The organism is Streptomyces carminius (assembly GCF_002794255.1).
In the GTDB taxonomy this organism is placed as follows: domain Bacteria; phylum Actinomycetota; class Actinomycetes; order Streptomycetales; family Streptomycetaceae; genus Streptomyces; species Streptomyces carminius.
The window spans coordinates 1-13,042 of the sequence record NZ_PGGW01000039.1 but is presented as its reverse complement, the minus strand read 5'-3'; the positions used below and the strand labels follow the sequence as shown (position 1 = coordinate 13,042).

General features: G+C 76.4%; 14 protein-coding genes. 10 read left to right on the top strand and 4 right to left on the bottom strand.

The window, feature by feature from the left end; translation table 11 throughout:
- The first annotated feature begins 81 nt into the window (after nucleotides 1-81).
- From CUT44_RS10545 to CUT44_RS33035, 5 genes are all read left to right on the top strand, one after another.
- On the top strand, nucleotides 82-630 hold the full coding sequence (locus CUT44_RS10545; RefSeq protein WP_100201673.1) for a GNAT family N-acetyltransferase: 549 nt from the start codon (nucleotides 82-84) through the stop codon (nucleotides 628-630).
- Nucleotides 631-930: 300 nt separating this feature from the next.
- Nucleotides 931-1,398: a hypothetical protein gene (locus tag CUT44_RS10540; RefSeq protein ID WP_100201672.1), complete on the top strand. Its 468-nt coding sequence runs from the start codon at nucleotides 931-933 to the stop codon at nucleotides 1,396-1,398.
- A gap of 49 nt (nucleotides 1,399-1,447) precedes the next feature.
- Nucleotides 1,448-1,933 (top strand): GNAT family N-acetyltransferase, encoded by a 486-nt coding sequence (locus tag CUT44_RS10535; protein ID WP_100201671.1) that lies wholly within the window; start codon nucleotides 1,448-1,450, stop codon nucleotides 1,931-1,933.
- 329 nt (nucleotides 1,934-2,262) lie between these two features.
- A complete protein-coding gene (locus CUT44_RS10530; protein WP_100201670.1) occupies nucleotides 2,263-4,461 on the top strand; it encodes a HEAT repeat domain-containing protein in 2,199 nt (732 codons plus the stop codon).
- A gap of 100 nt (nucleotides 4,462-4,561) precedes the next feature.
- The gene (locus CUT44_RS33035; RefSeq protein ID WP_158239586.1) at nucleotides 4,562-5,179 is read left to right on the top strand and encodes a calcium-binding protein; all 618 of its coding nucleotides are present in this window, start codon (nucleotides 4,562-4,564) and stop codon (nucleotides 5,177-5,179) included.
- A gap of 6 nt (nucleotides 5,180-5,185) precedes the next feature.
- Here the strand turns inward: CUT44_RS33035 and CUT44_RS10515 are convergent, their stop codons facing one another.
- Nucleotides 5,186-5,890 (bottom strand): copper homeostasis protein CutC, encoded by a 705-nt coding sequence (locus CUT44_RS10515; RefSeq protein ID WP_100201668.1) that lies wholly within the window; start codon nucleotides 5,888-5,890, stop codon nucleotides 5,186-5,188.
- Between the two features lie 71 nt (nucleotides 5,891-5,961).
- On the opposite strand from CUT44_RS10515, the gene CUT44_RS10510 reads away from it, so the two are divergent.
- On the top strand, nucleotides 5,962-6,681 hold the full coding sequence (locus tag CUT44_RS10510; RefSeq protein WP_233221334.1) for an HD domain-containing protein: 720 nt from the start codon (nucleotides 5,962-5,964) through the stop codon (nucleotides 6,679-6,681).
- A 214-nt stretch (nucleotides 6,682-6,895) separates the two neighbouring features.
- Here the strand turns inward: CUT44_RS10510 and CUT44_RS10505 are convergent, their stop codons facing one another.
- On the bottom strand, nucleotides 6,896-7,792 hold the full coding sequence (locus tag CUT44_RS10505) for an NAD(P)-dependent oxidoreductase (RefSeq protein ID WP_100201667.1): 897 nt from the start codon (nucleotides 7,790-7,792) through the stop codon (nucleotides 6,896-6,898).
- 149 nt (nucleotides 7,793-7,941) lie between these two features.
- Here CUT44_RS10505 and CUT44_RS10500 point away from each other — a divergent pair, with 149 nt between their 5' ends.
- The 4 genes from CUT44_RS10500 (at nucleotide 7,942) to CUT44_RS10485 (ending at nucleotide 12,118) form a co-directional block, all read left to right on the top strand.
- Nucleotides 7,942-8,532, top strand: coding sequence for a TetR/AcrR family transcriptional regulator (locus tag CUT44_RS10500; protein ID WP_100201666.1), 591 nt, complete (start codon nucleotides 7,942-7,944; stop codon nucleotides 8,530-8,532).
- 93 nt (nucleotides 8,533-8,625) lie between these two features.
- Entirely contained in the window at nucleotides 8,626-9,882 is a 1,257-nt protein-coding gene (locus tag CUT44_RS10495) for a Cmx/CmrA family chloramphenicol efflux MFS transporter (RefSeq protein WP_233221333.1), read from the top strand.
- A gap of 107 nt (nucleotides 9,883-9,989) precedes the next feature.
- Nucleotides 9,990-10,790 (top strand): alpha/beta fold hydrolase, encoded by an 801-nt coding sequence (locus CUT44_RS10490; protein ID WP_100201665.1) that lies wholly within the window; start codon nucleotides 9,990-9,992, stop codon nucleotides 10,788-10,790.
- Entirely contained in the window at nucleotides 10,790-12,118 is a 1,329-nt protein-coding gene (locus tag CUT44_RS10485) for a SpoIIE family protein phosphatase (protein WP_100201664.1), read from the top strand. The genes CUT44_RS10490 and CUT44_RS10485 overlap by 1 nt, the downstream gene beginning before the upstream one ends.
- 268 nt (nucleotides 12,119-12,386) lie before the next feature.
- On the opposite strand, the gene CUT44_RS10480 is transcribed toward CUT44_RS10485, so the two are convergent.
- Together CUT44_RS10480 and CUT44_RS10475 are read right to left on the bottom strand one after the other, a co-directional pair.
- Entirely contained in the window at nucleotides 12,387-12,674 is a 288-nt protein-coding gene (locus tag CUT44_RS10480; RefSeq protein WP_100201663.1) for a hypothetical protein, read from the bottom strand.
- A gap of 8 nt (nucleotides 12,675-12,682) precedes the next feature.
- The coding region (locus CUT44_RS10475; protein ID WP_233221332.1) for an ATP-binding protein at nucleotides 12,683-13,042 on the bottom strand (360 nt) is incomplete at its 5' end.

The window sequence follows — 13,042 nt, the reverse complement described above, 5'->3', positions numbered from 1 at the left end:
CGGGCGGCGGCCGGGCGGCGGTGCGGGCGCCGCACCGGTAACCGGTCGCTTCCCCGTCCCGTGCCGCGCTACGTTGACCGGATGCCCGAACTGCACACCGAACGCCTGCTGCTCCGCGCCTGGCGGGACTCCGATCTGGAACCCTGGGTGGCGCTGAACGCCGACCCGGAGGTCGGCGCGTACTTCCCGGCCCCCCTCACCCGGGAGGGGAGCCGGGAGGCCATGGACCGCTACCGGGCCGCGATCGAGGAGCGGGGCTGGGGGTGGTGGGCGCTGGAGGTGCGCGCCACCGGGGAGTTCGTCGGATGCGCCGGGGTGGACCCGCTGGACGGGCGGCGGCCGCCCCACAGGGGAGTGCAGACCGGCTGGCGGCTGGCCCGCTCCGCCTGGGGCCGCGGCTACGCCACCGAGGCCGCCCGGGCCGCCGTGGAGTTCGGCTTCGGCGAACTCGGCCTGCCCGAGATCGTCGCGGTGGCCGTCGCCGGCAACCACCGCTCCCTGGCGGTGATGCGCCGGCTGGGCATGGTCCACGACCCCGCCGGCGACTTCGACGACCCGGACGTCCCCGACGGACCGCTGCGCCGGAACGTGGTGTACCGCCTCCCGGCCGAGGAGTGGCGGGCCGGCTGACGGGCCGCCGGGCGCGGCGGGGCCGGACGGTGTCCGCCCCGGCACTCCCGCCGTCGGCGAGGAGACCGGCGGCGCCGTCCGCACGGCCGGGCCGGGGCCGCCCCGGCGCCGACACTCCGGGCCGCCACCCAACGGAACGCGCGGCGGCGGACGCCCTGCGGCTGCCCGGCGACGGGACAGGCGGACTCCGCTCCGATCCCGTGACGCTCCGGCACCCGGTCCGGCCGGGGAACCTCCCGGCCGGACCGGGCGTGTTACCGCATGACCGGGAAAGACCACCGTTCCGGCGAAGGAGGAACGATGACCAGTGCGGCCGCGACGGCGACCGGACGTCCGCGCGAGGTGGAGCTGGCCTTCTGGCTCTCGGTCGCGGTGATCACCGCCGAGACCGTCCTGTGGGTGCTGGAGATGTTCCTCCTCGCACCCACCGGCTTCGACTCCATGCGGCAGGAGTCGGGGCACGGCGGTGCGGTCCGGCAGGCCCTCGTGTCCGGCGCGTTCATGGCCGCGCTCGGCGCACTGTGGCTGTTCCTGGCCCTGCGGATGCGCGCGGGCCGCGACTGGGCGCGGATCGTGCTCGCCGTCCTCTCCGTTCTCGGCGGGTGCCTCATCCTCGTCGACATGGCCGTGGACGGCGTCGGCTGGTCGGCCGTGGCGGACGACACCAGCGGCCTGTCCTTGAGGCTGCTGGGCGCCGCCGTGGTGGTGCTGATGTTCCTGCCCGCCTCCCGCGCGTACTTCTCGGCGGCACCACGGGCCGGGGAGTGACCGGGGAACAGGGCGGCGGGCCGCCCGGCGCGTACGTACCCTGTGGCAAATGGAGATCCGTACCGCCACCGACGAGGACTGGCCGCACATCCACCGGTTCTACTCGGCGGTCATGGCCGAGGGCCGGACGTACGCCTTCCCCGAGGGGCAGAGCATGGGGGAGGCGCGGCCGTGGTGGATGGAGCGGCCACCGGGGCGCACCGTGGTCGCCGTCGAGGACGGCGTGATCACCGGCTCGGCGAAGATGGGCCCGAACCGCCCCGGACGCGGCTCCCACATCGGCACCGCCTCGTTCCTGGTCGATCCGGCCCACCGGGGCAGGGGCGTGGGACGGGCGCTCGGCGAGCACGTCATCGGCTGGTGCCGCGCGGCGGGCTTCCACGCGATCCAGTTCAACGCGGTGGTGGAGACCAACACCCCGGCGGTGCGCCTGTGGGGGTCGCTGGGCTTCGAGGTCGTCGGCACGGTGCCGGAGGCCTTCGACCACCCCGAGCACGGGCTGGTCGGCCTGCACGTGATGTACCGCCGGCTCTGAGCGCCGCCGTCCCCGTCAGGAGACCCGGTAGGGGTCGGTGTACGGCTCGGCGGACTGGTGGACTGGCGGACGGCGTCCTGCGCGGGAGCCGTGCGGGGGCCGGGGCCGTGAGGTTCCGGCGGAACTGTCCGGACCACCGCGGCCGGACCCGCAGCACATGCCGCAGCCGCTCGGTCTCCGCCGGCACCCGCAGATCGTCCGCATCCGGGGCGGGGGTCCCGTACAACACGAGAGCGATGACGCCATGGCCGGACCGTCATGTCGAAGTGTCCGCGGCGGTTCCCGCACGCGGTGCGGACGCCGTCCGACGGGCCTGCCATCATCCGGGCATGGACGTCGCACAGGTTCTCGACGCTTCGGACGCCCACCCGTGGGCCTCGGCGGAGCACGCCTACGGCAGCGCGGAGGACGTACCCGGGCTGCTGCGGGCGCTGGCCGGCCAGGACGAGGAGGCCGCGGCGGAGGCACTGGGCGAGCTGTACGGCTGCCTCCTCCACCAGGACACCGTGTACGCCGCCACCGCCGAGGCCGTGCCGTACCTGGCGCGGCTGGCGGCGGCCGGGTGCCGGACGGCCGAGCTGCTGGGGCTGCTCGGCGGCATCGCGGAGAGCGGGGACGAGCACGGGGTCGCGCGGGGCACCTGCCGGGCAGCCGTCGCCGCGCAGGCGCCGCTGCTGCTGCCGCTGCTGTCGGACGCCGACCCCGGGGTGCGGTCGGCCGCCGCCTGGGCGGCCGGGCACACCGCGGCCCCGCGCGAGGTGCTTCCGGCGCTGCGCGGGCGGTGGGCGGCGGAGCCGGAGGCGGCCGTACGGGCGGAGCTGCTGGACGCGCTGGTGCGGCTCGACCCGGCGGGCGGCGCCGAGGCGGCGGCGACGGCGGCCCTCGACCCGGCGCAGCCGCCGCGGGTGCGCGTCGTGGCCGTGCTGGCCTGCCTGGACGCCGGGCTGCCGTGGACGGCAGGCCACCACGAGGCGCTGCTCTCCCTCCTCCCGGCCGGCGAGCTGGTCGCCGGGCGGTTCGACACCGAGCGCGCGGAGCCGTTGCGGTACGCCGTCGAGGCGCTGCTGGAGCGGGACACCGCCGACGGGCGCGAGGCGGCGTTCGCCCTGCTGGAGGCGGCGCTCCGCGCGCCCCGGCCCGGGGCGCGGACGGAGGCGCTGTGGGCCGCCCGCGCCGCCTGCCTGCTCTCCCGGAGCGCCCCGGCGCGGCTGGTGCCCGTACTGCCGCCGCCGCTGCCGGACGAGCCGTCCCCGGCCCGGGACGTGCTGTCCGTACTGGAACTCCTTCCGCACCACGCGGCGCCCGCCGCCCCGGCACTGGCCGCGCTCGCCGCGGGGGAAGCCGAGGGGGAAGGGGCCGGGGACGGCGATCTCGCCGACCGGGCGCTCGCCGTCCTCGTCGTCGCCGATCCGGAGCGGGCCGCCCCGCTGCTCGCCCGCGACCTGGCCGGACGGCCGCGCGCGCTGGACGCCGCCGCCGGTTTCCGCGCCCCGGCCGACGCGCCGCCGTTCCCGTTCACGCCGGAGTTGCTGGACGCCGTACGGGCCCGGCTGGCCGCGCCGGACTCCGCCCTGAACCGCAACGAACCCCTCCACCTGGCGCGGCTGCTGACCGGCTGGGGCGAGCGCGCCGCCGCCGCGCTCCCGGAGCTGCGGGCCGCGCTGCCCCGGCTCCCGCGGGCCGTGCCCGGGGCGCTGGCGGCGGTGTGCCCGGAGCGCAAGCGGGAGAAGGTGGCCGGTGAGCTGCGCGACGCGGTGGCGATGGGCCCGGCGGAGGGCCGGCTGGCGGCGGCCCGCGCGCTGTACGGCATGACCGGTGAGACGGGCCCGCTGCTGGACGCCCTCGCCGCCGAACTGGCGGACGGCGGCCACACGATGTGCGAGGCGGCGCGCACGGCGGGCGAACTGGGACCGGACGCGGCCGAGTTGGCGCCCGCGCTGCACGCGGCGCTCGGCGGACCGGCGGCCCCGGGGCAGGGCCGTACCGCCCCGCGGCTGGAAGCCGACGCCGAGGTGGCCGTCGCGCTGTGGCGGATCACCGGCGAGGCCGGTGAGGCGGTACGGGTGCTGGACGGGGTCCTCGCACAGGCGGCGGCGGAGCCGTGGTTCCGGTGGACCGGGGTGCGGGCGGCACGGGCGGCGGCGCTGCTCGGGCCCGCCGGGCGCCCGCTGCGGCCCCGGCTGGAGCGGCTCCTGGCGGACCCGGAGCGCGGGCAGGCCCCGGCCGCGGCGCTCGCGCTGCTGGCGTGCGCGCCGGACGAGGCGGACCGTACCGCCCTGGCCGACGCCGTGCTGGCCGCCGCCGAGGAGGGCGCCGATCCGGAGACCGCGCTGGAGGCCCTGGCCGCCCTGGCCGGTGACGGCACCTGGATGCCCGCCGGGGAGCAGGCGCGCAGGCCGGCCGCCCTGGCCGAACGCGACCGGCGGGTGCGGGGATGGGGCGTGGAGCACGAGATCGTCCGGGCGGACGAGCGTTTCCGGGAGCGGGCCCGGGCGGTCGCGGCCACCGTGGCCGGCCTCGCCCCGTAGTCCCTTCCGGCGGGCGGATGTCCGGAAGGGGACGGTTTCCCCGTGGCCGGCGCGGGCACTGGCCGGAGCGACCCGCAAGCGTCCGGTGAGGAGGACCCCCGTGAAGGCGTTACGCAGAACCGCCGGTGCCGCCACCGTACTGGCCACCGCAGCCGCCCTGGCCCTGACCGCGCCCGCCGCCCACGCCACGACCGCGGCCACCGCGACGACCGCGACCACGGCAGCCGAGGCCGTCACCTGCCAGGACCCGGACACCGGGGAGGAACTCCCCGCCGACCGGGTGGGCACCGACGGGGACGACCACCTCACGATCCAGAACGGCGTGGTCGTCACGCTCGCCGGCGACGACACCGTGACCGTCATGCACGGCAGCCTGGCCTTTCCGGTCGCCTGCCTGGGGCCGGGCGACGACTGGTTCGGCAATGTCTTCCCCGACACCTCCGGGATCCTGACGGCGTTCTACACCGCCCACGGCGAGGACGGCGACGACACCCTCCTCGGCAACCGGGACCACGACGACCTGCTGGGCGGCCCCGGCCACGACACCATCGACGGCCGAGGCGGGGCCGACGACCTGCGAGGCGGCCCGGGCGACGACACCATCGACGGCGGCCCCGGTGACGACACCATCATCGGCGGCGAGGGCGACGACACCGTGGACGGCGGCCCCGGCATCGACCGCTGCGAGGGCGAGACCGTGATCAACTGCGAGCGCTGAGCCCGCTCAGCCGTCCAGCAGCGCGCGCCAGGCGCGTACCGCGTCCGCCGAGACCGGGGTGTCCCAGCCGCCGGTGCGGGCGGCGCCGCCGATGTGGAAGGCACGCACGCCCGCGGCGCGCAGCGCGGGGACGTGGTCCGCCGTCAGCCCGCCGCCGGCCATCAGCAGCGGGCGGTGACCGGGGTCCCCGGCCGCCGCCCGGGCCGCCTCGGCGCACAGCGTCTCCAGGCCCGCGGCCACGCCGTCCGCCGAGCCCGCGGTGAGACAGGCGTCCAGACCGGGCAGTCCGTCGAGCCGCTTGCGCAGGCCGTCACGGTCGGTGGCGTGGTCGAGGGCGCGGTGGAAGGTCCAGCGGCCGCCGGGGACGGCGGCGAGAAGGGCCGTGATCGCGGCCAGGTCCGGGGCGCCGGTGTCGTCGAGGAAACCGAGCACGAACTCCTCGGCGCCCTCGGCCCGCAGGGCGCGGGCCCGTTCGCACAGGGCGTCCAGCGCCGCGGGGCCGCCCGCGGCGAAGCCGTCCGTGTCCCGCAGCATGACCCGCACCGGGATGCGGACGGCGGCGCGGACGGCGGCGAAGGTCTCGCGGGCCGGGGTGAGTCCGTCGCGGGTCATGTCGGCGACCAGTTCGAGGCGGTCCGCCCCGCCGTCCTGCGCGGCGGACGCGTCCCGGGCGTCGAGGGCGATGACTTCGAGCAGGGGTCTGGCGAGCATTGGTCTAGACATATACCGGAGCCTGCCACATCGCCGGACACGGCGGGAGTACGCGTCCCACAATTGCCGTCATGGCCACGCCACAGAACCACCGCCCGGACCGCCATCCGGACCACGACGAGCTGCGCGAACGCTGGGCCGGCACCCTGCTGACCGTCCGCCGCCCGGACATCTCCCCCGACGAGGTGCCCTCCCCGTACGCCTACGCCGAGGACCTCCTCGCCCGCTGGGCCGAGCCCCACCGCCGCTACCACACCACCGGCCACCTGATCGCCGTCCTGGACCGGATCGAGCTGCTCGCCCCGCACTGCGACGGCCCCGGGGAGCTCGCCACCGCCACGCTGGCGGCCTGGTTCCACGACGCGGTCTACCGCCCGGACCGCTCCGCCAACGAGGAGCGCAGCGCCCGGCTCGCCGAGCGCGCCCTGGCCGAGGCGGGCGTACCGGCCGGGCGCGCCGCCGAGGTGGCCCGGCTGGTCCGCCTCACCGTCGGCCACGACCCGGCGCCCGGCGACCGGGCCGGCGAGGTGCTGTGCGACGCCGACCTGGCGGTCCTGGCCTCGGGCCCGCGGGAGTACGCGGCCTACGCCGCCGCCGTGCGCGAGGAGTACGCCTTCGTCCCCGACGACGCCTTCCGCGCCGGCCGCGCCGACGTGCTGCGGCACCTGCTGGCCCTGCCCGCCCTGTTCCGCACCCGCCACGGCCGGGACACCTGGGAGCGCACCGCGCGCCGCAACCTGACCACCGAGCTGGAGCTGCTGACCTCGGGCGCTGCGGACGCGGCGGAGTGAGCGGGCGCGGGGCGCGGCGCCGGACACCCCACGCGCCCCGCACACCGGGGGCGGCGCCCACCCGCGCCTCGCGCCGTGTTCGCGCGGCCACGCAGCACTCACGCCCCCGCCTCCCGCCTCCCCGCGGAACCGCACGGGGAACGAGCCCCGCCGCTCCAGCGGCCCGGGGCCGAACGCCCAACGGCCCGGCACCCGGACCCGGCGGCCCGCCGGCTCAGCGGTCCGGCCGGCAGCCGGTCCGGGCCTCGATCGCCCGCAGCACGGCCGCCATGTCCTCCCCGCCGTACCCCAGCTCCGCCGTCTCGGCGAAGAGGGTGTGGCAGACGTCCAGCAGCGGTGAGGCCACCCGGGCCGTCCGGGCCGCCTCGGCGATCAGCCGGTTGTTCTTGAGCACGTCCGCGATCGCGGCCTGGACGGAGAAGTCGCGCGCCAGCAGCTTGGGCGCCTTCATCCGGGAGACGGCGCTGGCCATCGGCCCGGCGTCGAGCACGTCCAGGAACAGCTCACGGTCCAGGCCGTGCCGGTCGGCGAAGTGGAAGGCCTCGGCGAGGCCGGTGACCGTGGTGATCAGGAACAGGTTCACCGCGAGCTTCGTCAGCAGCGCACCCGGGACCGGACCGCACTCGAACACCCGCCCGCACATCGGCGCGAGCAGCGGGCGTACGGCCGCCACCGCCCCGTCCTCCCCGGCCAGCATCGCCACCAGCCGCCCCTCCTCGGCGGGCACTCGGGAGCCGGAGACGGGCGCCTCGACGTAGTCGCCGCCCGCCGCGCGCACCTCGGCCGCCAGGGCGCGCGAGTACTCGGGGGAGGTCGTCCCCATGTGGACGACCGTGCGCCCGGCGACGCGCGCCGCGAAGCCCGGGGTGCCGCGGGCCAGCACGGCGTCCACAGCGTCGCCGTCGGCCAGCATCAGGAAGACGGTACGGGCCCGGGCGAAGACCTCGGCCGGGCCCGCCGCGACCTCCGCCCCGGCGGCGCGCAGCGGCTCGCTCCGGGCGGCGGTGCGGTTCCAGACGGTCAGCCGCTCCCCCGCCGCCCGCGCCGCCCCCGCCAGGTTGAGTGCCATGGGCTGTCCCATGACACCGAGCCCGATGAATCCCGCGCCCATTCCGCACCCCCGCTTCCCACGACTATGACGGCCGTCATAGTAGCGGTGTCCCGACGCCGCCACAGCCTGTCCGGGCGGCGTCTATAAGCTGACCGAAGCCCTGAGGCGGCAGCCGCCCGCCCGGTTCACCGATCGTCCGGAGGTCCGCCATGACGGGTACCGAGCGGGGGCCGCGCGAGCGGATGGTCTTCAGCGCGGCCCAGCTCATCCGGCGCGGCGGAGTCGCCGCGGCGGGCATGCGCGAGGTCGCCGCGCACGCGGAAGCGCCCCGCGGCTCGCTCCAGCACTACTTCCCCGGGGGCAAGGAACAACTGGTCAACGAGGCCGTGACCTGGGCGGGCCGCTACGCCGCGAAGCGCGTCGACCGGTTCCTCACCGAGCTCGACACGCCCTCCCCCGGCGCCCTGTTCGCCGCGATGGCCCGCCAGTGGACCGACGAGCTGGAGCGGACCGGATCGCTGCCCGGCTGCCCGGTCGCCGCCGCGACGGCGGACCACGCGGACACCACCGACTCCACCCGCGAGGCGGCCGCCGCCGCCTTCGCCGCCTGGACCGCCCCGCTGGCCCGGGCGCTGACGGAGCTGGGCGTACCGCGGGAGCGCGCCGAACCCCTGGCCACCGTGATGATCAGCGCCCTGGAGGGCGCCATCGTGATCGCCCGCGCCGAACGGGACCCCCGCGCCCTGACCACCGTCGTCCGCGAGCTCACCCCCCTGCTGGACGGCGCGGCCGCACGGTGACCCGCCGGCCCCACCACCCCCCGGAAAATGCGATGAACCCAACAGTCACCACAACCCGGAATGCCGCCCTCACCTGCGGTGTTGTCGGCTGACATGCCCAGACCCACCAAGCGCACGGCCCCCCGCATGCCGCTCGCCGTCTACGTCCTCGGCCTGTCCGTCTTCGCCCTCGGCACCTCGGAGTTCATGATCGCCGGGCTGCTCCAGCCGATGGCCCGCGACCTGGACGTGTCCATCCCGCAGGCCGGGCTGCTGGTGTCCGCCTTCGCCATCGGCATGGTGGTCGGGGCGCCGGTGCTGGCCGGGGCCACCCTGCGGCTGCCCCGCCGCACCACTCTCGTCGCGCTGCTGACCGTCTTCGGGCTCGGGCAGGTGGCCGGGGCACTGGCGCCGACGTACGAGGTGCTGTTCGTCTCCCGGGTGATCAGCGCGCTGGCCTGCGCCGGGTTCTGGGCCGTGGGCGCGGCGGTGGCCGTGTCGCTGGCGCCCGAGGGCGCCAAGGCGCGGGCGATGTCCGTGATGATCGGCGGGCTGAGCGTCGCCAACGTGCTGGGCGTACCCGCCGGGGCGTTCCTGGGGCAGCAGGCGGGCTGGCGGTCCGCGTTCTGGGCGGTGGCCGCCCTCTCCGCGATCGGGGTGGCCGGGGTGCTGACCCTCGTCCCCCGCTCCGGGCCGCCCACCGGCGCCGACCGGCCCGTGCTCCGCCGGGAGCTGCGGATCTACCGGCAGGGCCAGGTGTGGCTGACGGTGGTCCTCATCGCGCTCAACGCCGCCGCCACCTTCTGCCTCTTCTCCTACCTCTCTCCCCTCCTCACCGACACCGCGGGCCTGGACGAGAGCTGGGTGCCGACCGTGCTGGCACTGTTCGGGGTCGGCGCGCTGCTCGGCACCGCCATCGGCGGCCGGGTCGCCGATGGCCGCCTGTTCGGCACGATGTACACCGGCATCGCCGCCACCACCGCGGCCCTGGCCCTGCTGGCGCTCACCGCCCACATCCCGGCGGCGGCCGTCGCCCTCGCGGTGGCGCTCGGCGTGACGGCCTTCTTCACCGCCCCCGCGCTCAACGCCCGGATGTTCGAGGCCGCGGGCGCCGCCCCCACCCTGGCGGGCGCCACGAACACCTCGGCGTTCAACATCGGCAACACCATCGGACCCTGGGTGGGCGGCCTGGTCATCGGCGCGGGCCTGGGGTACAAGGGCGTCGCCTGGGCCGCCGCGCTGCTGTCCGCCGCGGCCGTCGGCACGACCTTCGCCGCCTCCCGGCAGTACCGTCGTACGGCCGCCTCCCGCAAGGCGGCCGGCCCGCCGCCCGAGGGCGCGCCCGCGCGGGCCGCCGGACCGGCGGCCTGACGGATGGTAGGCCCGGCGGATCCCGGGAACACGGCCCCTCCGGGAGGAGCCACCCCTCACCCGCCGACCACGGTCGGCGACCTCCGGCGCCGGAAGGACACACCCTGATGGACGTGCGCACCAGGAACAACGTCACCGTCACCGGCCGGGCCGACGGGCCGGTGCTGGTGCTGGCCCACGGCTTCGGCTGCGACCAGAACCTGTGGCGCCTGGTGGCGCCCGCCCTGGCCGAGGAGTTCACTGTGGTGCTGTTCGACTACGTCGGCTCCGGCCGCTCCGACCCGGCCGCCTGGAACCCCGAGCGCTACTCCTCGCTGGACGGGTACGCCGAGGACGTCCTGGAGATCCTCCACGAGCTGGACCTGCCCCCGGTGGTGTTCGTCGGGCACTCGGTCAGCTCCATGGCCGGGGTGCTGGCGGCGATACGCGAACCGGAGCGCTTCGCGAAACTGGTGCTGCTCACCCCCTCCCCCAGCTACCTCGACGACGGCGACTACCGGGGCGGCTTCAGCCGCGAGGACATCGACGAGCTGCTGGAGTCGCTGGACAGCAACTACCTGGGCTGGTCGGCGGCGATGGCACCGGTGATCATGGGCAACCCGGACCGGCCCGAACTGGGCGAGGAGCTGACCAACAGCTTCTGCCGCACCGATCCGGAGATGGCCCGGGTCTTCGCCCACACCACCTTCCTCTCCGACAACCGCGCGGACCTGTCGAAGGTGAGCGTGCCGACGCGGGCGATCCAGTGCGCGTCGGACGCGATCGCCCCGCCCGAGGTGGGCGAGTTCGTCCGGGACAGCATCCCCGGCTGCGAACTGGTCACCCTGGACGCCATCGGGCACTGCCCGCAGCTGAGCTCCCCCGAGGCCACCACCGAGGCGATCGCCTCCTTCGCCCGGACCCGGTGATGGGCGCCGCGGGACCCCGGCCCGGCCCCGGGAGAGACGGCGGCGGAAGCGGGAACTCCGACGACGCCGCCTTCTCCGCCCTCCTGGAGGACAGCGTGGAGGACCTGTACGAGAACGCACCGTGCGGCTACCTGTCCACCCTCATGGACGGGAAGATCGCCAGAATCAACGGCACCCTGCTGAACTGGCTGGGCCGCACCCGCGAGGAACTGGTCGGCCGCCGCACCTTCGCCGACCTGCTCACCGTCGGCGGACGGCTCTACCACGAGACCCACTTCGCCCCGCTGCTGCGCATGCAGGGCCACCTCGGCGGCATCGCCCTGGAGATGCGCACCGCCTCCGGCGAGCGGCTGCCGGTGCTGATCACCTCCACCGTCAAGACCTCCTCCGAGGGCCGCCCCCTGCTGATCCGCACCACCGTCTTCGACGCCCGCGACCGCCGCGCCTACGAGCAGGAGCTGCTGCGCGCCCGCCGGGCGGCCGAGGCCGAACGCGAGCACGCCGTACAGCTCGCCCGCACCCTCCAGCGCAGCCTGCTGCCCCCGGTACTGCCCGAGGTGCCGGGCACCGAGGTCGCCGCGCACTACCACACCGCCTCGGCGGACCAGGTCGGCGGCGACTTCTACGACCTGTTCCCGCTGGCCGACGGCCGGTGGGGGTTCTTCCTGGGCGACGTTTCCGGCAAGGGCGCCGAGGCGGCGATCGTGACCTCCCTGACCCGCTACACCCTGCGCGCCGCCGCCGTCCACGACCCCGACCCGGCCAGGGTGCTGACCGCCCTCAACACCCTCCTGCTCCACCAGAACGACTCCAGCCACGACCCGCGCCACTGCACCGTCGTCCACGGGGTGCTCACCCCCGGCGAGCACGGCTGCTCCCTCACCCTGGCCTCCGGCGGCCACCCGCCGGCCCTGCTGCTGCGCGCCGACGGCACCGCCGACTACCTGTACACCCCCGGCGGGCAGCTCGTCGGTGTGCTGCCTCAGGCACGCTTCACCACCGCCGAGACCCGGCTGCGCCCCGGCGACACCCTGCTCCTCTACACCGACGGGCTGACCGAGGCCCGCACCGACGAGGACCGCACCTCCCAGGACTACCACCGCCGCGGGGGGCGCTACGGCGAGGAGGCCCTGCTCGACTTCGCCGGGAAGCTGGCCCCGGCGGGGGCGTCCGCCGCCGTCGCGGCGGTCACCCGGCTGCTGGACGGTTTCGGCGAGGGCCTGGACGACGACACGGCTCTGCTGGCCCTGGGCGTCCCCACCTCCGGTGACGCGCCCCACGGCGCCCGCCGCCGCCGCGGCGCGGGGCGGCCCGTCCGGACGGGGTGAGCGGTGCCCGGGGCGGGCACGGGGGTGCGGGCCCGGGCTGCGCCCGGGTGCGGGTGGGGTGCGTGCTGGGGTCGGGGCCGGTCCGGGGCGACCATTCCGGACGGTACGATTTACGGCCGCTGACGTGCCACGTTTCCTCGCCCGCTCATTGGCCGCAAATCGCGCCCCTGGCCTTCGGCATGGGGGACCCCAGAGTGTCCGGAACGGCCGCCCCTCCCCGTCCCCTCCCGCCGTCCCCGGCTGCCTGAAGTGCGCCGCTGCCCGAACCTCACATGCCTCCCGTGACCTGCGGCACCGGCCGCAGCGACAACTCCCACAGACACCCGGCGCTCGTGTGGCTGTAGACCACCGCCCGGCCCGCACACAGCAGCCGCCGCGTGGAGCCGGTGCCCGCCTCGTGCGCCCAGGTGAGGAACCGCGCGGCGGCCTCCGGCCCCAGACTCGCCGCGATCCGCACCGCCCGCTCCCCCACCCGCGGCGAGAAGCAGCCCCCCAGATGGCACACGCCCGGCCCAGGCACCCCGCAGTAGGCGACGACCTCCGCCCGATACGCCACCGGTCCACTCACCCCTCCCCCACCGGGCCGGACAGCAGCACGGTGAACCACACCCACTTACCACCCGGCACACACGTGCAGCCCAGCCCGCCGGCCACCTCCCGCAGCAACCACAACCCCCACCCCCGCTCCGCATCCCACTCCGGCACCCTCACCTCCGGCACCCGCGCACAGCGGTCGAAGACCCGCACCAACGCCGTGCCCCGCCCCTGGCGCACCTCCAGCCGACACCGCCGGTCCGCCACATGCCGGCACACGTTCGCCAGCAACTCCGAAACCCCCAGCCGCGCCACCTCCACCGCCGACCGGCCCCCACCCATGGCCCGCACCACCACCGCGACCTCCCGCCACCACACCTCGATCTCCCA